The sequence below is a fragment of the Bacteroides xylanisolvens genome (assembly GCF_018289135.1).
Classification (GTDB): Bacteria; Bacteroidota; Bacteroidia; order Bacteroidales; family Bacteroidaceae; genus Bacteroides; species Bacteroides xylanisolvens.
In genome coordinates, this window is record NZ_CP072216.1 from 2,334,564 (window position 1) to 2,355,765 (window position 21,202).

General features: G+C 40.8%; 16 protein-coding genes. 5 read left to right on the plus strand and 11 right to left on the minus strand.

Annotation, left to right across the window (positions count from 1 at the left end; genetic code table 11):
- Window positions 1-99: 99 nt before the first annotated feature.
- The gene (locus INE92_RS10080) at window positions 100-939 is read right to left on the minus strand and encodes an RteC domain-containing protein (RefSeq protein ID WP_049702480.1); all 840 of its coding nucleotides are present in this window, start codon (window positions 937-939) and stop codon (window positions 100-102) included.
- 331 nt (window positions 940-1,270) lie between these two features.
- Between INE92_RS10080 and INE92_RS10085 the strand changes: the two genes are divergently transcribed.
- Window positions 1,271-1,546 carry a putative quinol monooxygenase gene (locus INE92_RS10085; RefSeq protein ID WP_004313343.1) on the plus strand — a complete coding sequence of 92 codons (276 nt, stop codon included), beginning with the start codon at window positions 1,271-1,273 and terminating at the stop codon, window positions 1,544-1,546.
- Window positions 1,547-1,678: 132 nt separating this feature from the next.
- On the opposite strand, the gene INE92_RS10090 is transcribed toward INE92_RS10085, so the two are convergent.
- Genes INE92_RS10090 through INE92_RS10100 form a run of 3 tightly spaced genes read right to left on the minus strand, consistent with a single transcriptional unit; the run spans window position 1,679 to window position 6,089 of the window.
- Window positions 1,679-2,095: a pyridoxamine 5'-phosphate oxidase family protein gene (locus tag INE92_RS10090; RefSeq protein WP_009039881.1), complete on the minus strand. Its 417-nt coding sequence runs from the start codon at window positions 2,093-2,095 to the stop codon at window positions 1,679-1,681.
- Window positions 2,096-2,141: 46 nt separating this feature from the next.
- Entirely contained in the window at window positions 2,142-3,620 is a 1,479-nt protein-coding gene (nrfA, locus tag INE92_RS10095) for an ammonia-forming cytochrome c nitrite reductase (protein ID WP_195436003.1), read from the minus strand.
- 39 nt (window positions 3,621-3,659) lie between these two features.
- Window positions 3,660-6,089, minus strand: a complete 2,430-nt coding sequence (locus tag INE92_RS10100) for a sensor histidine kinase (protein WP_081354142.1) — start codon at window positions 6,087-6,089, stop codon at window positions 3,660-3,662.
- 117 nt (window positions 6,090-6,206) lie between these two features.
- Here INE92_RS10100 and INE92_RS10105 point away from each other — a divergent pair, with 117 nt between their 5' ends.
- Complete coding sequence (locus tag INE92_RS10105; RefSeq protein WP_004313349.1) at window positions 6,207-6,803, plus strand: 3'-5' exonuclease; 597 nt, start codon at window positions 6,207-6,209, stop codon at window positions 6,801-6,803.
- Between the two features lie 74 nt (window positions 6,804-6,877).
- Here INE92_RS10105 and uxuA read toward each other — a convergent pair whose 3' ends face one another.
- From uxuA to INE92_RS10130, 5 genes are all read right to left on the minus strand, one after another.
- Window positions 6,878-8,047, minus strand: coding sequence for a mannonate dehydratase (uxuA, locus tag INE92_RS10110; RefSeq protein ID WP_004313350.1), 1,170 nt, complete (start codon window positions 8,045-8,047; stop codon window positions 6,878-6,880).
- 126 nt (window positions 8,048-8,173) lie between these two features.
- Window positions 8,174-8,986, minus strand: a complete 813-nt coding sequence (locus INE92_RS10115; protein WP_004304110.1) for an SDR family oxidoreductase — start codon at window positions 8,984-8,986, stop codon at window positions 8,174-8,176.
- Between the two features lie 21 nt (window positions 8,987-9,007).
- A complete protein-coding gene (locus INE92_RS10120; protein ID WP_008643545.1) occupies window positions 9,008-10,081 on the minus strand; it encodes a LacI family DNA-binding transcriptional regulator in 1,074 nt (357 codons plus the stop codon).
- 387 nt (window positions 10,082-10,468) lie between these two features.
- On the minus strand, window positions 10,469-10,756 hold the full coding sequence (locus INE92_RS10125; protein ID WP_004313352.1) for a YtxH domain-containing protein: 288 nt from the start codon (window positions 10,754-10,756) through the stop codon (window positions 10,469-10,471).
- A gap of 44 nt (window positions 10,757-10,800) precedes the next feature.
- On the minus strand, window positions 10,801-11,046 hold the full coding sequence (locus tag INE92_RS10130; protein WP_004313353.1) for a GlsB/YeaQ/YmgE family stress response membrane protein: 246 nt from the start codon (window positions 11,044-11,046) through the stop codon (window positions 10,801-10,803).
- 161 nt (window positions 11,047-11,207) lie between these two features.
- On the opposite strand from INE92_RS10130, the gene INE92_RS10135 reads away from it, so the two are divergent.
- Entirely contained in the window at window positions 11,208-12,413 is a 1,206-nt protein-coding gene (locus INE92_RS10135; RefSeq protein WP_004313354.1) for an MFS transporter, read from the plus strand.
- A 132-nt stretch (window positions 12,414-12,545) separates the two neighbouring features.
- Here INE92_RS10135 and INE92_RS10140 read toward each other — a convergent pair whose 3' ends face one another.
- A complete protein-coding gene (locus INE92_RS10140) occupies window positions 12,546-14,027 on the minus strand; it encodes a RagB/SusD family nutrient uptake outer membrane protein (protein WP_008019633.1) in 1,482 nt (493 codons plus the stop codon).
- A 14-nt stretch (window positions 14,028-14,041) separates the two neighbouring features.
- Window positions 14,042-17,170 carry a SusC/RagA family TonB-linked outer membrane protein gene (locus INE92_RS10145; protein ID WP_212702019.1) on the minus strand — a complete coding sequence of 1,043 codons (3,129 nt, stop codon included), beginning with the start codon at window positions 17,168-17,170 and terminating at the stop codon, window positions 14,042-14,044.
- Window positions 17,171-17,327: 157 nt separating this feature from the next.
- Here INE92_RS10145 and INE92_RS10150 point away from each other — a divergent pair, with 157 nt between their 5' ends.
- Entirely contained in the window at window positions 17,328-18,437 is a 1,110-nt protein-coding gene (locus INE92_RS10150; protein ID WP_008997356.1) for a DUF4421 domain-containing protein, read from the plus strand.
- 91 nt (window positions 18,438-18,528) lie between these two features.
- The gene (gene bioA / locus INE92_RS10155) at window positions 18,529-20,943 is read left to right on the plus strand and encodes an adenosylmethionine--8-amino-7-oxononanoate transaminase (RefSeq protein ID WP_195436005.1); all 2,415 of its coding nucleotides are present in this window, start codon (window positions 18,529-18,531) and stop codon (window positions 20,941-20,943) included.
- The last annotated feature ends 259 nt before the right edge of the window (window positions 20,944-21,202 follow it).

The window sequence follows — 21,202 nt, forward strand, 5'->3', positions numbered from 1 at the left end:
AAAGCTATTATCTTTCTTTGTGAATCAAATCTTTTTCTCCGCAAAGTTGGATATTAGCCATTTGTATAATTCACAAGATGTCACAAGACGACATGAAATTTATTTGTCCAGCTCATCCATCATCTTTATAATTTTATCTTTCAACTTATCAAGAAACTGCGTCCGACTCTTCTTCCGGTTTCTGATTTCCAAGAATATGCGATAAAAGTCTCCAATCTCAATATTGAAAAGAGTCTCGCAGCAGAAGGCTATGTCTTTTAAACTGGTATTTCCATTGTTGAAGCATTTGCCCGCATACAGGGCATAGATAAACTCAACCAAAGCGACCTTGCTGTCCGTCCACTGCAATAGCCGGTTTTCTACCATTGAAGTGAATTTCAAATGAAGTTCCTCTGATAATATCTCTATTTGAGCAGACAGGTATTCCGCTAAACGATTGTTGGCTATGATTTCAGCCACACTTGAATCATGCAGGGTAGTGAAAGAAGAATCCCTGTCCAGCAACCCGAAACGGGTGTCTGCCAGAATATCATAGTTTCTTCTGACAAAATATTGTTCGTCGAGTTCCGTCCTGCCGGTACGGTAATAATCATAGAAAGAATTATTCAGGAAGTATTTTTTCAAGTTCTCCAGTTCCGACTTCAGATATTTGCATTGGGAAGACGGAGATTCGCCGATACGCTTCTTTTCAATCTGATACAAGCGGACATAAAACATCAACAGCCCGGAAATCTGTGGTTTCCAGGTCTTAAAGAAAAGAATTTCTTCTTTCGGATTCGGGAATTGGTATTCGGCAACGGCGGATTTCAACAGAATAAGAGACATCTGTATGACATCAATAATCTGCTTAATCTTATCTAGTGGGGCAATCGGCTGTCGCTCAATTCTTTCAATCTCTTTTTCTATGTTCTGCTTACTATTTCTTACGAAATTTTCCATTCGTTTTCATATCGCATACGTTTCGAGAAACCATGCAGTAAATAATAAAAATAACAAAATGAAAAACCGGTTCGAGTGGAATTACTCAAACGAAAGAAATTAGCCTGTGGTTCGTGAGGCTAATATTAAGCCAGAACAAATTTAAGAGTTGCGCCCAAAATAGTTGCTTTTTGATTTCAAGGGCAAATATAATCGTTTTTTATGATTATATGACGTTTTGGTGAAATTTAAAGAACAAGGTATCCGAAAAAGCACAAAAATAGTATCTTTGCCTGCGATTTATTACCAAAGATGTGATAAAGCTATTTTTAATCATTTAATAATAAAGACTATGATTAGATTAAATGTTTTCGTCCGCGTAAGCGAGACAAACCGCGAAAAAGCGATTGAGGCAGCTAAAGAACTGACTGCTTGTTCTTTGAAGGAAGAAGGATGCATTGCTTATGATACTTTCGAAAGCAGTACCCGTCACGACGTTTTCATGATTTGTGAAACATGGCAGAATGCTGAAGTATTGGCAGCTCACGAGAAATCTTCTCATTTCAGCAAGTACGTAGGTATCATTCAGGAATTAGCTGAAATGAAACTGGAGAAGTTCGAATTCTAAATGAAACACGAAGAATAGATATACTATCTATCCAACTATCATCAAAAAGAGAGAGACATTCTTCTTCGAAAGGAAAGAATGTTTCTCTCTTCTTATTTCCAGATCTCACGGGAATAGAACTGTATGAAGTGATTAGTCCAGCTTCTTATGAATAAATGTCCCTTCAATCCAATAAGTTGCGTGATTCGATTCAAATTTCAGCAGCACATAGCCCGGATCGGTAGGACCTCCAGGAAAATGTTCGATAAACCAGTCCTGCCAAAGTTCTTGTTTCATCTTCTCGTCGGTTACCACTTCCACAGTTCCCGTTAAGGCTACGCTGTCTCCCTTATCCTGAAAACATAATCCGGCTTTCGGGTTTGCCAGAAAGTCAATAGTCTTTAATGAGTCCGCTCCGGTAGACATCCAAATAGTAGAAATTCCGTCTGTTGCAATCTTACTCATCGGCACAGGACGGGGATATCCCTCTTTATTTACAGAAGCAAGCACTACCACTTCACACCTCTGCAACAACTCGGTTGCTTTCTCTTTCATTGTTTTTGTTGACATAATCTTATTGGATTTATATTGTAGGCAAATATAGTGAAAATAAATTCTAATTCACAATACGCCCGTTTGCCTTTGCCTTTTGAAGCCATTCAGGGACAATTTCTTTGAGAAATTTATCTTTGTCCGCCTTTTCAACAGCCATATCCAAACCAATATATTGCTGTACTTTTTCTTTCGTTGTAATATCCGGAAGTGGTACATTATCTGTATACCCATGCGCTACAAGCACTTTGCTGATAAGCATACGAGCTTGGAATACTTTATTTAAGCCATGCCCCAAAATACGCATGGTTTCCTGCGGGGCATGAAAAGAACCGCCATGAGAAGATACGCCGAAATCCCATCTCCACTGTGCCTGACGAATTAACAGCAAGGCTTCTTGCATTTCATTTTCTGTAGCTCCTATATCCCAAGTAAACTTCGCTTCGATATGTGCTTTTGCCAACTCCTTTTCTAAAAGTGTACGCAACTCATTTGCCTTTTGCTGACGTTCGTATACATTTTTACAGAGCGTCTCTTTATTATCACGATGACAAGTCTGACAAGTGCGTTCAGTCACTACTAACGGATTCTGAATATGGTGATCGCTATATTTTATCCCTCCTTCATCATTGTAAGGCATGTGACAGTCAGCGCACGACACACCACGCTGGGCGTGTATGCCCATCTTGAAAATTTCATAATCAGGATGTTGAGCCTTTAATATAGGGGCACGGCTCAATTTATGAATATAATCAGTAAATCCGATTTCATCATAATACTTTTCTAAATCTTCAACAGTGAAGCCCTTATCCCAAGGAAAAGTAGGATATTTTATATTCCCCTTGAAATAATACTCCGAATGACACTGTGCACAGACCAATGAACGCATTTCCTGTGGAGTAGCATGAGTGATATCTCTACCTTGACGGCTAAAAGCTTCAGTGAGCGACGGACGGCTGATATGCAAATCCATGTTTTTAGGTTCATGACAATCGGCACATCCTATAGGGTTTACAATTTCGGCTCCCCATGCAGCCCACTTATTATTATAAAAGGAATCTACCCCAATAGCTTCTATCATACGGGGAACATCAGAACTTTTACACACCCAGCAACTTGCAAATTGAGGACCGTCAGCATCCCCCATAGGCGCACCAGTACGAAGTGAATGAACAATATCCTGTAAAGCGTACATATGCCCGCGCGGTGTTGAATAATCCTTAGAAAAAGCATATCCAGCCCATAATATGACCATTTCAGGACGTTGCGCTAAAACATCGATAGAAGTTCTTCCATTTAATCTACTGTGCAAATCGGTCGATGTCGTATCCACCCACATCTTATATTCACGTGGATAGTTTTCAGCAAAAATAATGCTGCGTGCTTCTATTCCGTTTATTTTTATCTTTTTCTTATAGTCTACATTTACAACCTCTGCGCTGTGTTCCATCAGGAATGAAATAATTACTCCCGATGCAAAAATAACAGCCATTGCAAGAGCGAATAGTACCCACCTCTGCCAGGGTTTGAACTTACCTTTCATTATTTGCTTTTTTCTTTTAAATACCTTCTGTTTATTGTACTAAATTATATTTGCCAAAGACAAAATAACGGAGAAACAACTTCCTTTTCCTACTTCTGAATGCACTTCTATACGTCCAGCCAGTCGTTCAATAATCACTTTACAAATGGAAAGTCCCAAACCACTCCCCTGCTCAAATTCATCAGTCTTGTAAAAGCGATCAAAAATCATCATTAGTTCTTTATCGTCAATCCCTTTGCCAGTATCTTTTACGTAAACGCAAACTTCCTGATGCTCTTTATATATTTTGCACCCCAAAGTAATAGTTCCTTCTTTGGTAAATTTATTTGCATTATTCAGAAAATTAGAGATGACTTGAGTAAAACGGAAGCAGTCGATGTTAACGGGTAAGGAAACTGTTTCATCAAGTTCAAGGATAAAGCATAATGAAGGCTGAATCAATGTTTGGTAAGTGACATAAATCTCCTTTATTATTTTCGTAATGTTATGTTCCTTTATATCAAAGGATAAGTTGCCTGAATCTAAACGAGATATTTCTAATACGTCATTCACCAGTTTCAAAAGTAACTCATTATTATTATTGACTATTTCAATCATAGCAGCTTTCTCTTCCGGTTCTATTTCATCAGCCCCCTCACCTATTAATAAATTTGTGAAACCTACAATAGCATTGAGCGGTGTACGGATTTCATGACTCATATTATTTAGAAACGACTGTTTCAGCTCTGCTTTTTCTGCTATCTGTTTCGCTAGAATCAACTGTTGTTCATGCTCTACCAAGTTTTGAATATTCTGCATAATGCCTGCCAACATAATCTCCCCCTGGGCATCTTTCAAGGTACTGCATCGAAGTTCATACCATTGATAATCTGCCTCTTTCCCTCCAAAACAAAAACGTATTCGTTGTATTTGCATACTGGGAGACTGATATAATGTTTCGTAGAATGAGCTAAGCAATTGTACATCATCAGGATGGGTATATCTCATAATATCCTCTTTTGTAAATCTCCGTTGTTCCATGCCAACCAATCGTACATAATTATCATCAAATTCAAGAACACCTTCCTGAATATTCCAAAGTGAAATTTTCCCGCCATTCATAGAAAGAGTCAATCGTTTATGCGCTTCTTCCAGCATTTGAAGATTCTTACGCTCCATCAACGAACGGCGATGTGTACGTAACAAACTAATGGTTACCAAAATAAAAGAGAAAACAAACAACCCACCCAACAAATAAAGTTCTTTTCGATAACAATCGTAAAACGGATAGTTGATTATACGGACATTTTGCGGAACATTACTAATATCACCCGCATATTCAGAAAAATATGTCCAGTCCAGTACATACTCTTTTTCTAAATCTCTTATTTTAGGCATTCCTATTTTTTCTTTCTTTAATAAGCGTGCAGCAAGGCTAGCGGAAGCCTTCGCCGTAATACCCTCTGTAGCCATATAACCGCCGACAATCTTAGCATTTTCACCGAAACCTTCACGAATACAACTAAAAGAAGGAATATTTAAAGCTGTTACTATCGGAATTGCCAGCATATCTAATTTATCCAGTAAAAACGCTTGATTTTGTTGTCTTCTCTTTGATTGTTTCAACATTACTAACAAAGAAGATCCTTTTATATAACGAAAGGGGCAAAGACTTATTGTCAGACCATTCTTGTTAACATTATCATTTATCAAACCGGGGGTCAGATTAAAATATTCAATCATCTCCGTCAAATGCTTATAATCACACTCTTGCACAAATGCTTTTTGATAGCCCAAAACTCTCACATTCTTCCTGTCAACCACTCGGGAAAGGCTATCGAAAGATTTATGTCCAAGAAAGGTCAGATCTATATTATAAATAATCTCCATATCATTATGGGGATACAATGTTTTTATAAAGTCGATATTACGTTTCAGATCGGGACTATCACGCAATACATAAACTTTCTGCGAATCGTATTCTTCAATCAGTTCTTCATTGGGAAAATGCACATTACAAGCTACCACAGGAATAGAAGATAATAACCGGTGACGGGTAGATAATAAAGAATTAGTTGCCTGGTCACCAACGGTCAGAATAAGGTCTGTCGATTTACTTTCTAGAAATTCAAGATATTCCCTTACATGTTCTATCCGCTCTTTCTCATCATATTTGCTACAATCAAAATAAAACTTATCAAACATTACCTCTATCCCTTGTTTCTGAAACTCCTGATACAACAACTTTTCTATATTTCTGTTGCCAATATCATCTTTAGATATGGAGTAAATCAGGGAAATACGCTTTACCATCAAATTGTCAGTAACATACCAGTGTTTGTAATTTAGTCCACCTATAAAAACAAGCAATGAAAGAATGAATATTAAAACGTATTTATATTTGAAGTAGGTTTTGTTCATGCTTTTTTGTTTATGTTTGGCAAAAATAGCATAATTTTCACAACAAGAAAGGTATTTCACTGAAAACATCCATTAAAAACATTCATTTTCATTAAAATCAATAAATTTCCTGGTTATCAATCCTATTTCTATATTTTGCATGACCCTTTTTTGTATTATCTTTGTTTCTCTAAAACAAGGAAATAAATGAGGAACTTTGCAGCCATCGACTTTGAAACAGCCAATGGTAAACGTACAAGTGTTTGTAGTGTAGGTGTTGTCATTGTAAAAGACGGTAAGATCGTGAATAAAATCTATCGTCTCATTCGTCCTGCTCCTAATTATTATACGCAATGGACAACGGCTATCCACGGATTAACTTATGACGATACGATGGAAGCCGAAGATTTTCCTGATGTATGGGCTGAAATCAAACCGTTGATAGATGGATTGCCACTTGTTGCACACAATAGTCCTTTTGATGAAGGTTGTCTTCGGGCAGTTCACGAATTGTATGACATGACTTATCCTAATTACAAATTTTATTGTACCTGCCGTACTTCCAGAAAAGTTTTCGGAAAAGATCTGCCCAATCATCAATTGCATACGGTAGCAGAACGGTGCGGATATAATTTAGAGAATCACCACCACGCACTTGCTGACGCAGAAGCTTGTGCACAAATAGCTTTGCTTATTATCCCCGATCCTCCCAAACCGAAGAAAGCAAAAAAAGCCGATAAAGATACGCATGTTGGAGACTTATTCGCCTCACTTATCCCTCAACAAGTGAAAAAGAATAAATAAAAAACACTACAACTATTATCACGATCAATAATAGTCATAGTGTTTTTATAATAAAGTGCTAATTAAAACTTCAACTAAAGGATAGACTTAGCGATACCCATTTCCAAGCCGCGAAGTTCTGCCAGTCCGCGAAGACGTCCCAGACAAGAATATCCCGGATTTGTCTTCTTTTTCAAGTCATCAATCATTTGATGTCCGTGGTCGGGACGCATAGCGATAGAGCATTTACGACGTTGTTGCAAAAGAATAAGAGCTTTCATTACGCCGTACATATCTACATTTCCTTCCAAGTGGTTAGCTTCATAGAAGTTGCCTTCTTCGTCACGCTGTGTACTACGCAGGTGAACAAAGTTTACACGATCACCGAAACGTTCCATCATGCCTGCAAGGTCATTGTCGGCACGCACTCCGAAAGAACCTGTACACAAGCAAAGGCCATTGGATTCGTTAGGCACGGCTTCAATCAGTTTTTTGAAATCTTCTTCCGTACTCAAAATGCGTGGCAAACCTAAAATAGTGTAAGGAGGATCATCCGGGTGAATAACCAGCTTCACGCCTACTTCATCGGCAACAGGCGCAATTTCTTTTAAGAAGAAAATCAAGTTGGAACGGAGCTTTTCAGCGTCAATATCATTATAACGGTCTAATGCCTGCTGGAATTGTTCTACAGTGAAACTTTCTTCCGAGCCTGGAAGTCCGGCAATCATATTGCGAACCAACAGTTTCTTATCATCTTCACTCATTTGTTCGAAACGAGCTTTTGCTTTAGCTATTTCTTCAGGAGTATAATCTTTTTCTGCGTTCGGACGTTTCAGGATGAAAAGATCAAAGGCTACAAAAGCCGCCTTTTCGAAACGAAGAGCTTTAGAGCCATCAGGCATTGTATAGGCAAGGTCAGTACGTGTCCAGTCCAGTACGGGCATAAAGTTATAAGTAACTACCATTACGCCACACTTCGCCAGATTACGGATACTTTCCTTATAGTTTTCAATGTATTTCATGAAGTCACCAGTCTGTGTCTTGATATGTTCGTGTACAGGTACACTTTCTACCACAGACCATGTCAGACCTACTTCTTCAATCATTTGTTTACGTTTCATGATCTCTTCTACTGTCCACACTTCACCATTCGGAATGTGATGAAGAGCATTTACTATACCGGTAGCGCCTGCCTGCTTAATATCCCACAAGCTAACGGGGTCGTTAGGACCATACCAGCGCCAAGTTTGTTCACATAAATACATATTGTTATTAAATTAAGAATTAAAAATTGAGAATTAAGAAATCAAAGTTGAAAATTAAAAGTTGAGAGTCGGCATACGGATGCTACGCAGCCAATTCTCAATTTTTAATTCTCAATTCTCCATTTATTAAATTGAGAATGCATCAAATCCACCATCGATTACAGCTACTGTACCTGTTACGAAGTTGGAAGCATCGCTAATCAAATAATGGATGGTTCCATAAAGATCTTCCGGTTCACCGAAACGGTTGAATGGAGTATGAGCGAGAATTGTTTTTGAACGATCAGTCAGAGAGCCATCCGGATTAGTCAATAACGCACGGTTCTGATCGGTCAGGAAGAATCCCGGAGCGATCGCATTTACACGCAGACCGTTACCGAATTTCAATGCCAGTTCACCAGCCATGTATTTAGTAAAGTTAGCAATAGCTGCTTTAGCTGCACCATAACCAACGACACGAGTCAATGGACGAAGAGCTGATTCAGAGCAGAAGTTTACAATAGAACCTTTCTTCTGTTCTACCATAATTTCAGCAAATACCATCGTAGGCAATACGGTACCGAAAAGGTTCAAATCCACCACTTTCTTAAATGCGTCAATCTGTAAATCGAAGAACGTTTTGTCCGGAGCGATAGTTGCACCTGCCATGTTACCTCCAGCAGCGTTCAACAAAACATCAATACGGCCATAAGCCTTCATTATTTCCACTTTGTTACCTTCCAGCACTTCCTTATCCATCACATCAGTGTAAAGGAACATTGCTTCATTTCCTTCTGCTTTGATACTGTCTACCAATGCTTTTCCAGCTTCTTCACTTCTGTCGAGCACAACCACTTTTGCGCCTTCCTTTGCGAGATACGCAGCAATACCTTTACCTAAAATACCAGCTCCGCCGGTGATAACAACTACTTTGCCTTTTACGTTAAATAATTCATTCATGGTTCTTATAAATTTATATGTTTATAATTTATTGTTCAGATAATATTTCAAATTCTCTTTAAGGAGAATATCGATAGGCATCAAATTCACTTTCTCACTATTCTGCTTGAACAGCAAATGATTACACAATGATTTAACGCCATCGTACCCCTGACGCTCGGGGCGCTGCGCAATCAATGCGGTTATCACACCTTCGGAAAGTAATTGCGTATTTCTGCCGATAAGATCATAACCAACCAGTTTGACAGCCTGCATTCCTCTTGCTTTCAGGTAATTTCCTAAAATATAGCAAGTTGAATTAAAGATAATAGCGCCTTTAATATTCGGATTAGCTTCAAAGATTTCATCCAGTTTCATGAAGTTATACACTGAATCATTTATTTTCAGTTCTACTTCATGCAGATTTCCGTTAAACCCTATTTCAGTGAGATAATGACAGAAACCTTCGCGCCTGTTCTTTCCCTGGTTAGAATCATTCTTCCCACTATGAATAATCCGTGCCATTAATATATCGGAAGAAGAAGGAAGCCTGTCCATCAATAATCTGGCAGCAATCACTCCGGCATCATAAGATTCCGTTCCAAAATAAGCCAGTTGATGCTGCCCTCCAATGTTGGAGTCAACATACACGTATGGTATTTCATTCCTGTCAAGCTCCTGCGAAAGCCGGATAACAGAATCTGTAAACAAAGTCGCAATCAATACCCCATCCACTTTCTCATTCAGCAGATTTCGGATGATATCATCAAAAGTCTTATTATTATATTGATCGAAAAAGAGTTTGGTAATGGTGATATTATATGATTCCATTTCCGCCGCAGCTTTATCTATCCCTTCCGAAATAGCTTCCCAATACTCCCCTTGCACAAAAGAAGGAGTTATTGCAAGGATATGATATTGTTTTTTGGAGGCAGCTAATGAACGTGCCATCAGATTTGGTTGGTAATGTACCATTTCCAGGATAGCCTGTACTTTTTTCCTGTTTTCTTCAGATACTCTTCCACGATTATGGATTACACGGTCTACCGTGCCAACAGAGACACCTGCCATCTTGGCAATGTCTACAATCCGAATATTTGAAAACTCTTTATCCATATATTGATAAGTATCTTGTTTTTCATCGGCAAAAGTAAAATGAATTATTGAATTAAGCAATAGTGTGTGCGCACACACATCATATCAAAACAAGTATATACAACTAATAATCAAATAATTAACTCCAACAAACAGAAAACATACATGTTGTTAAACATAAGAAAAAGTAAAGATGGTATAGAGAAAAAGACTCTTTTCAGATGAAAAGTTAGAGAGAAAGTAACTCCCAATTCTTGAAGGAAACGAGAATAATAAAGAAGATTAGCCTAAATGTGTTCGCACACACATTGATACGATGACTAAATAAAGCTAGGGATAAAAGATTAAATATACAAAAATAAAACAGGTAACCAATTATATTTAAATCGATTACCCGTTTTGGGATTCTTACTTTTCCCACTTATCTTTTGCTTTTCCGGCCACTTTGTCGGCTTCTGCCGCTACTTTATCAGCAATTTCCGCACCGGTTTCTACTGCTTTAAGTCCAAGATCCATTGCTTTTCTTTCAGCATGAGCAGCTGCTATTTCAGCATCGCGACCTATACGATGGATAGCATTATAAATTTCGCTTTCCAACTGTTTTGCTTTTGCTGTACGTGAAAGACGATAAGCTACTGCGCCGAGGATTGACCCAATTCCGAGTCCAATCCAGAAATTTCCATGTCTACATTCCATAATTAAGTTCTGTTTTTAGGATTAAAAATAAATTATATAAATATCTATTTAGATTTCGAGAATAAGGAAGCAATCCATAATACAAGGATAGCCCCTACAGTGGAAGTTATCAAACTTCCGATCAATCCTGAAGCTGACAGTCCGAAAAGGGCAAATACCCAACCGCCCAGTACACCTCCAAGAATACCAAGTAATAAATTTATAATAAGACCAAAGCCTCCGCCGCGCATTACTTTACCTGCGAGGAATCCAGCCACAATACCAATAATGATATACCAAATAAAGCCCATATAATCCTCCTTTTTTATTTAACAACAGCAGGTACGGAGAATAGTTCAGTTAGTCAAAATTGAATTAACGACAATTTAGAATCCTTAGTCTTAGAGAAACGGGAAAGTTTGCGTACCTTTGCAGCCAATTTTTCAGGAACACTTCTAAAGCAATAGGTATCATGGTACAAAATCAGGAACAACCCGTAGGAAAAATTACATTTTCCATCTTAATCGCATTAAGTCTTTCACACTGTCTCAATGATCTTTTACAGTCCGTTGTTTCAGCAGCTTATCCGCTATTCAAAGATGATTTAGGATTAAGTTTTGCGCAAATCGGCCTTATCACACTGGTTTATCAGCTTTCGGCTTCGGTCTTTCAACCGATTACCGGAATCATTTTTGATAAATATCCCGTTGCATGGTCGTTGCCTATCGGAATGAGCTTTACACTGATTGGTTTGATAAACTTAGCATTCTCTGATAATCTATACTGGATATTAGCCTCCGTATTCTTAATCGGAATTGGCTCTTCCGTACTACATCCGGAAGCCTCCCGTATCACATTCCTTGCCTCCGGCGGGAAACGTGGACTAGCACAATCGCTCTTTCAGGTAGGTGGTAACTTCGGAGGTTCATTAGGTCCTTTACTGGTTGCTCTGTTGGTGGCTCCTTATGGCAGACAACATCTCATCGTATTTGCATTTGTGGCTTTAGCTGCTATCGGAGTGATGTACCCAATTTGCAAATGGTATAAATCATATCTAAACCGGATGAAAGCACAGACCGTCAGTGTCAGAAAACCTGTTCATCTTCCTTTGCCTATGGATAAGACAGCCCTTTCAATCGCGATATTGCTGATTCTGATTTTCTCCAAATATATCTATATGGCAAGTCTCACGAGTTATTATACTTTCTACTTGATTCATAAATTTAATGTAAGCGTACAAGATTCGCAACTATATTTATTTATCTTTCTGGTAGCTACTGCTATCGGAACATTAATTGGTGGACCTGTCGGTGACCGAATTGGTCGGAAGTATGTGATTTGGGCTTCTATTTTAGGAGCTGCCCCATTTAGCTTACTAATGCCCCATGCCAATCTGCTGTGGACTATTATCCTTAGCTTCTGTGTGGGATTGATGCTTTCTTCCGCTTTTCCTGCCATATTGCTTTATGCCCAAGAGTTGCTTCCTACCAAACTTGGATTGATATCCGGCTTGTTCTTTGGATTTGCTTTCGGAGTGGCCGGTGTAGCATCTGCCGTACTCGGTAATTTAGCGGATAAAACGAGCATTGAATATGTATATAATATCTGTGCTTATATGCCGTTACTAGGATTGGTCACATTCTTTTTACCGAATTTGAAGAAGAAAAAAATAGAATAAGATTAGATTAAATAAAATGGGGTGTGTCACATTTTGCGCTCCCTCTTTTCCAAAGAAAACGACCGGTATGCATCGTCACGACGTATACCGGTCTACAAGTTAAGGTCAAAGTCAAAAAATTAAGAGAGCTATTTATATGTTAGGGTTAGCGTTAATTTCTTTCTGTGGAATAGCATATAAATAATAGGTGCTATTTACTGTAAACGGTTTACCGTTCGGGAAGTTGAGGAACCAATGTCCCAGAGGATTTCGTTTTTCAAAGCTACCACCCTCCTGCCAGCAATCGACTTCTGTCTTTTGCATCTCATCCGACAAAGCAACACGTTCTACTGCCTTTTGTGTACGAAGTATATCGGTAATACCAAATCCTTCTCCCCAAAGTTCACGACGACGTTCCATCAGTATCTCATTGATTACATCTTCCTGTGATTTTCCTGTCACCTCATAATCCCCTACTCCACGGGCATTACGCAATGTATTCAATGGAGCTACAGCCTGTGCCAACGCTACGCCGTCACGAACTTTCGCCTCCGCTTCTATCAAATACATTTCAGCAGCACGCATCAAGACCAGATCAGCCGTATCATCTGCACGCATGTGAAATTTCTTATATCCCAAATACCCTTCACGCATCCACTGAAACAAAGGTAAACGAATATCACCTTCGGTAAATGTATCTTTCAGATGGGGATCAGCCATAAAGCTGCTATATGCTCCTACGTATGTTGCATCCAAATAATAGAAATTATAGCTGGCATCCGATTGGGAAGGAATTTGAGGAAATCCCCATATCCATTCTTTATTGGAAATATTATTAAAACCTTCGTACTCGGCTGTAGTTGTCATCAACGTATATCCTGCACGTGCTGCTTCGGCAGCTTTTGCGGCTTCTTCCCATTGTCCGGTCAGCAAGTAAGCGCGAGCCAAAAGACCGTCAACCACTGCAACATTCGGTTTGAACTTTTGATTATCACCGCTGCGGACATAGTTTTTCAAATAGTCCTTCGCCAAAGTGAGATCGTCGAAAATAAGCTGATAAACCTGTGCCACTGTTGATTTTCCTTTCGGTACAGTGGAACTATTGCTAGGTTCGGTATATATAGGAACACACGGAGCATCTTTATCTTTCAAGTAGGTGAATTGATAATGCTGTACCAAGTGCAAATAACAAAAGGCGCGTAATGCCAATGCTTGTCCCTGTGCCTGACGGAGTTCTTCCGAATCCCCCTTGATAGAAATGGCAGTGTTACAATTATCTATCGTTTTATATATCAGATACCAGGCAAACTCTGTTCTACCATTTGAGGATTGCGCTATATCATTAAACTGATACGAAGAGTTAAAACCATATTTCGGACGGGAAACAATATCACTTGCCATCATATCATCCAGACACTGAAGTGCCCGATAACCGATATTGGCATAGGTACTTGAATAATCAAACAGATTATACCAGGCACCATTCACAAGTGCCTCCGCATTTTCGGGTACAGATACCTTATCCGAACTTACCGCATCTGTGGGGTCCGTATCCAAAAAACTGCTGCTACAACTCGTTGCCAGGAAAAGTCCGGCAACTGCCGCAAGAATGGATTGAATTTTTATTTTTCTCATAATTTAGTCTGAATTTAGAAAGAAACATTGATACCTCCGGAGATGGTTCGCATAGCCGGATAACGGTAATAAGTGATACCGGTAATTCCCTGTTCAGGGTCTAGTCCCTGATTCCGGTGAATGGTAAACAGATTATCTCCTTGTACATATACCTGCACACTGCTCAATGACAACTTACTAATCCATTGTTTGGGTAAGTTATAGGAAAGTGTCAGGTTTTTCAATCGCATATACGAATTATTCTGCAAGAAGCGAGTGGAAGCCGAGTTCCAGTTATTAGAAGTAGTACTCAAAGCAGGGACATCGGTATAGCGATTGTCGGGAGTCCATCTTCTTAGAATCTCCGTCGACCAGTCGCGACCCTCCAAACTTCCATTGTGCAGAATCATTGTAACATCACGATTGTAGATATATCCACCGATACTGTAAGCAAAGATAGCCGAAAGATCAAATCCTTTCCAAGAAAGAGACGTATTGAATCCGCCATATACTTTCGGAAGAGACGATTTGTTGACATAATAATAGTCAGCCGAACCATAATCATTTGTTGTGACACGTTTTCCGGTCGGATTCTTATTTGCATCCACCTCATCCTTATACCACAGCGGATCTCCATTTTCCGGATCTACTCCTGCCCACTCTATCATATAGAAATCATACACCGAACGACCTACCTGCAACTTGTTCACACCACTTCGCGGCATATCTTTCAATGGGAGGTCTGTCACCTTATTCTTATAATGCGTCAAGTTCATACCCAGTTTCCATACCCAACCATTCTGATTGATAATCGTTCCGTTAAGCACCATTTCTATACCTGTATTCTTCAAGGCTCCTACATTTTCGTCAATAGAACCATATCCCAGGGAAGGAGCTATCGGACGTGAATAAAGCAGGTCTTTCGAACGACGTGTAAAGAAATCAAATGAACCGGAAAAACGATTATTAAACAGGGAGAAGTCGATACCTACATTAAAGTTGAGGTTCGTTTCCCATTTCAGATTCGGAGTCGCCATACGGTCGGACACTAACGCATTTTCTCCCAAATTGGAAACAATGGTATAAAGTCCTTTACTCGCATAATAAGTACCTAGGTTATCATTTCCCTGCGCACCATAGCTCATTTTCAGAGTCAAGGCAGAAAGCCAGTCGGAAGTACTTGCCATAAACTCTTCCCGGTCGATACGCCAGGAAGTACCCAACGACCAGAAATTTCCCCAGCGGGTCTCCGGCGCAAAACGTGAAGAACCGTCGCGACGATAGGATGCCGAGAAGAAATATTTATTTTGATAGTCGTATAATGCTTGAGTCAGATAACCCACCAACGCATAGTCGATGCGATACCCCGAACCTCCGGTCAACTGTGAACCAACTACTAGTTCCGGCATATCAGGCTGCGCCATTTTGGAACGTGATGCCGTCAGTTCATCGTAGCGGTAGGAATAGGCCTCCACGCCGGCAAGAACATTAAAATGATGTTCACCAATTGTCTTGTCATACGTAGCAATATTATTCCATGTCCAAGAGAAAGTACGGGTATTCATTCGGCTGACACCGCCGCCGTTTTCTTTAGCCGGACCTAATTGGGGGTTCGTATAATCCAACGTATTATAATTAATCAAGTCAAAGTTGAAACTAGTCTTGAATTTCAATCCCTCAATAATCGTAGCTTCCAAGAAAGTACGACCGGAGACTTCATCTTTCATTCGTTCTGATTTATCCAAAGGCAAAGTAGCCGGCAGATTCCAGTTTGCCATCGAACCGGAAGGACGATAAGAGCCGAAGTCATAAATGCGGTCTCCATTCTCATCCAATTTGTAACTACCGTCGGTATTCATTTCATAAATCGGATAAAATCCCGGCATGGTACGTCCTGCAGTAATCACATTACTGGTTTTGGAGTCAGAAGAAACCGGATAGTTCTGCATAGAATGTGCAAAACTCAAATTGACTCCTCCCTTCAACCAGGAAGTCATTTCGCTGGTGATATTGGAACGAAGATTGAAACGCTGATAACCCGATTCAAGCGCAATACCTTTATCATTCAGGTAGCCGGCTGAAAAGAAATACTGATTTGCTTTTCCGCCTCCGGAAACACTTAGATTCAACTCTGTACGAAGTGCCTGTTGTTCCATGGCGTCACTCCAGTCTGAATTCCATAATGGACGGGCACCTGCCACCAATTTTCCATCTGTACCGACCGGTTGCGTATATTGGGGACCGTATGGATTGGGGCCACCTCCCATCAATTTCGTAACCAGGTCTTTGGATGCTTGTGCCGCAGCAGTTGCCGGAGTATAATCCGCGCTCTTGGCGTACTGATTGCGAAGTGCTTCCCAATACAATTCAAAGTATTGATCGGTACTGACGCGATCATAATCACGCACGGCACGATTGGAACCTCCTAAAGAGGCTTTTACCTTTACGGTCGCTTTGGTATTTTGATCTCCTTGCTTGGTTGTGATAATAATCACTCCATTTGCGCCACGTGAACCGTATAAAGCAGCAGAAGCCGCATCTTTCAATACTGTCATCGAAGATATATCATCAGGATTGATAGAGTTCACACTACCGTCGAACGGAACACCGTCCACCACATAAAGCGGAGCACTGGATGCATTGATAGATCCGATACCACGAATACGGATTTCCGCATCCGTACCCGGCTGCCCGCTTGCCGCACTAGCCTGCACTCCGGACACCGTCCCTTCTAATACGCGCGATACGCTCGAAGTCTGTAGCTTTTCAATCTCACCTGCTTTCATCGTCGAAGCTGCTCCGGTAAAACTATACTTCTTAGCGGTAGCATAAGCTACTACCATTACTTCTTCCAGTTCTTTACTTTTCGATTCCAACGTGACATTAATCACACTTCGGTTATTCACCGGTTGCTCTACCGATCTCATTCCTACAAAGCGGAACACTAAAGTGCCGGTAGCAGGAACTTCAATTGAATAATTTCCATCAATATCAGTGATGGTGCCGGAGGATGCTCCTTTCAATTGTACGGAGACACCAGGCAAGGGCTCCCCTTCAGAAGTCACCGTACCCGTCACGCGTTTCTCCTGCTGTGCTTCCGCATATACTATATTTCCTGCAAAAAGCAGAAGAGACACGACTAATAAACGTAAATAGATTCTCATAATTTTGTGGCTTAAGATTTATTTGCTTGTTGTAACTAACAGTATATTGAACTTTTTTGTTTAGGAAACGAAACATTTTTTAGAAGATTACTAGCATAAATCAACGAAAGGTAGTACATTCGTGAAACGAAAAACATCTAAAACAACAAAGAACCACATGGGGAAACGGGTTATTCTATATCTATTTCTGTTATTTTCACTGTCCTTACAGGCGCAAAGTGAAAAGAAAACCCTTTCTACAAATGATAGCACAAGAATAGATTCCACAACGGTCACCCAGCCCAGTCCTTTCAAAAGAGCAATCAAGAAATTTATGAATTTCAGTGATTTTGATACGCTCTATATCAGCCCGAACCGTTATAATTATGCGTTGATGGCTACTCATTTCAGCAACTTCGAATATTACTCTGTCACCAGCGAACAGCCTCAACCACAAAAACTTAGTTTCTCTCCTAACCCGCATAATAAAATAGGACTGTATTTCGGCTGGCGATGGATTTTCCTGGGATGGTCCGTAGATGTGGATGATATCTATCGGAAAACCAACCGGAAGAATAGAGGTACAGAATTTGACCTTAGCTTATATAGTTCCAAACTTGGTGTAGATATATTCTACCGCCGTACCGGAAACAATTACAAGATACATAAGATCAGAGGATTTTCTGAAGATATTCCCTCCAACTATTCCGAGGATTTCAGTGGAATAAAGGTGGATATAAAAGGGCTGAACTTATATTATATCTTCAATAACAGAAAATTCTCTTATCCGGCCGCCTTCAGCCAGTCCACCAACCAACGACGCAACGCGGGAACATTTATTGCCGGTTTTTCTATTTCAAAGCATCATCTCGACTTCGACTACACAGAACTTCCTGATTTTCTACAGCAGACAATGAATCCCGGTATGAAAGTCAAGGATATAAAATATACCAATGCCAATATCAGTTTCGGATATGCCTACAACTGGGTCTTTGCCCGCAACTGCCTGGCATGTTTGTCTCTCACCCCTGCCATTGCCTATAAAGCCTCTGATGTAGATGCGGAAACTCACGAAGGAAAAGCATGGTACGGCAAATTTAATCTGGATTTTCTACTCCGTGCAGGGGTTGTTTATAATAACGGAAAATACTTTGTAGGTACTTCTTTCGTTGGGAAAAACTATAATTACCACCGGAATAATTTCTCTGTAGACAATGGTTTCGGCACTCTTCAGATATATGCCGGATTCAATTTCAACTTACGCAAAGAATACAGGAAAAAGAAATAAAAGTACGGATATCAGAAATCGTAAACTTGCTTGCTTATCCAAAGAATCTTTGTACATTTGCCACGTTCTAACGAACAAAAGTAAAAAATCAATGAAGCAACAACGCCACATACAGACCACACGTACTCTTCTTTCCCGCTTCCGTTATTGGGGCAGAAAGAACTATGCCGCTTTTGCGAGTATGGGACGTGAATTCCAAATCGGTCATCTGCACATCAATGTTGTGGACGTTGCCCTTCGCAAGCAGAATGCTAAAATTACTATCCCTTATCATACATTTATGACACTTCAGGAAATAAAAGACCAAGTGTTGGCAGGCATTGATATTTCGCCCGACCAAGCCGCTTGGCTAGCCAACATGGCTGACAGCGAGGCGCTATATGCCGCCGCACATGAGATTACCGTCGCACGTGCTTCGCACGAATTCGACATGTGTTCCATCATCAACGCCAAGTCCGGCCGATGCCCGGAAAACTGTAAATGGTGTGCACAATCCTCTCACTACAAGACTAAAGCCGATATTTACGATCTCCTTCCCGCTGAAGAATGTCTCCGACAGGCGAAATACAATGAAGCCCAAGACGTCAACCGTTTCTCTCTCGTTACCAGCGGACGAAAACCATCTCCCAAACAGATCACCCAACTTTGCGATACCGTTCGCCAAATGCGACGTCACTCGTCCATTCAGCTCTGTGCTTCTCTGGGGTTACTTAACGAAGAAGAGCTACGTTCCCTATACGAAGCCGGAATCACCCGTTATCACTGTAACCTGGAAACGGCTCCGTCTTATTTTTCCAAACTCTGTACTACGCATACACAAGAACAAAAACGAGCTACTCTTGATGCAGCCCGCCGTGTAGGCATGGATATCTGCTGCGGAGGTATCATCGGTATGGGAGAAACGATGGAGCAACGGATTGAATTTGCTTTCACTTTAAAAGAACTGAATGTTCAGTCCATACCTATCAACCTGCTTAGTCCGATTCCGGGAACTCCACTGGAAAACGAGCAGCCTTTAAGCGAAGAAGAAATACTTAAAACCATCGCTATCTTTCGTTTTATTAATCCGACAGCTTTTCTAAGATTTGCCGGAGGACGTTCACAACTTTCTTCCGAGGCGATGCACAAAGCATTATATATCGGTATTAACTCGGCTATCGTAGGCGACCTGCTGACAACTCTCGGTTCCAAAGTATCGGAAGACAAAAAGATGATTCAGGAAGAAGGTTATCATTTCGCCGCTTCCCAATTTGACCGCGAACATATCTGGCATCCGTACACTTCTACCACCGATCCGCTTCCTGTCTACAAAGTGAAACGGGCAGACGGTGTTACCATTACCCTCGAAGACGGACAAACGCTCATTGACGGAATGTCTTCCTGGTGGTGTGCAGTGCATGGATATAATCATCCGGTATTGAATCAGGCGGCAAAAGAACAATTAGATAAAATGTCTCATGTCATGTTCGGAGGACTGACGCATGATCCGGCCATTGAATTGGGGAAACTATTATTGCCTTTGGTTCCTTCCTCCATGCAGAAAATATTCTATGCAGACTCCGGTTCGGTAGCCGTAGAAGTGGCACTGAAAATGGCTGTACAATATTGGTATGCAGCAGGAAAACCGGAAAAGAACAATTTCGTGACTATCCGTTCCGGCTATCACGGTGATACGTGGAATGCCATGTCTGTATGTGATCCGGTGACGGGTATGCACAGTCTTTTCGGTTCAGCATTGCCTGTACGTTATTTTGTCCCGTCCCCCACTTCCCGGTTCGACGGAGAATGGAATCCGGAAGATATACTGCCTCTGCAAGAGATAATTGAAAAACATTCAAAAGAGTTAGCGGCGCTTATCCTGGAACCGGTGGTACAAGGAGCAGGTGGAATGTGGTTTTATCATCCGCAGTATCTGCATGAAGCAGAAAAGCTTTGCCGGAAGCACGATATTCTTCTAATCTTCGATGAAATAGCAACGGGATTCGGACGTACCGGCAAACTTTTTGCTTGGGAACACGCCGGAGTAGAACCGGATATCATGTGCATCGGCAAAGCACTGACCGGAGGATATATGACACTTTCTGCTGTATTAGCCAGTAACCGGATAGCAGATACCATCTCCAACCATGCACCGGGAGCTTTTATGCACGGGCCTACATTTATGGGTAATCCACTTGCGTGTGCAGTAGCTTGCGCTTCCGTTCGCCTATTACTCGAATCCGATTGGCAAGAGAATGTGAAGCGAATCGAAACTCAACTGAAAGAAGAACTGGCACCTGCACGGGAATTTCCGGAAGTAGCTGATGTACGAATACTCGGAGCTATCGGAGTCATTGAGATGAAGCGTCCGGTAAATATGGCCTATATGCAACGACGATTTGTGGAAGAAAGAATCTGGGTACGTCCCTTTGGCAAACTGGTATATCTGATGCCGCCTTTCATCATTACTTCGGAACAATTAGGCAAACTGACTTCCGGGCTACTTAAAGTCATTCAAAAAAGATGACAGATAAGAAGAATATTACCGGATTTTCACCCAAGGATCTGTTCCTCGGTGAGCAAAAGGGTGTTCCTCGGTGAGCAAAAGGGTGTTCCTCGGTGAGCAAAAGGGTGTTCCTCGGTGAGCAAAAGGGTGTTCCTCGGTGAGCAAAAGGGTGTTCCTCGGTGAGCAAAAGGGTGTTCCTCGGTGAGCAAAAGGGTGTTCCTCGGTGAGCAAAAGGGTGTTCCTCGGTGAGCAAAAGGGTGTTCCTCGGTGAGGAACGGAC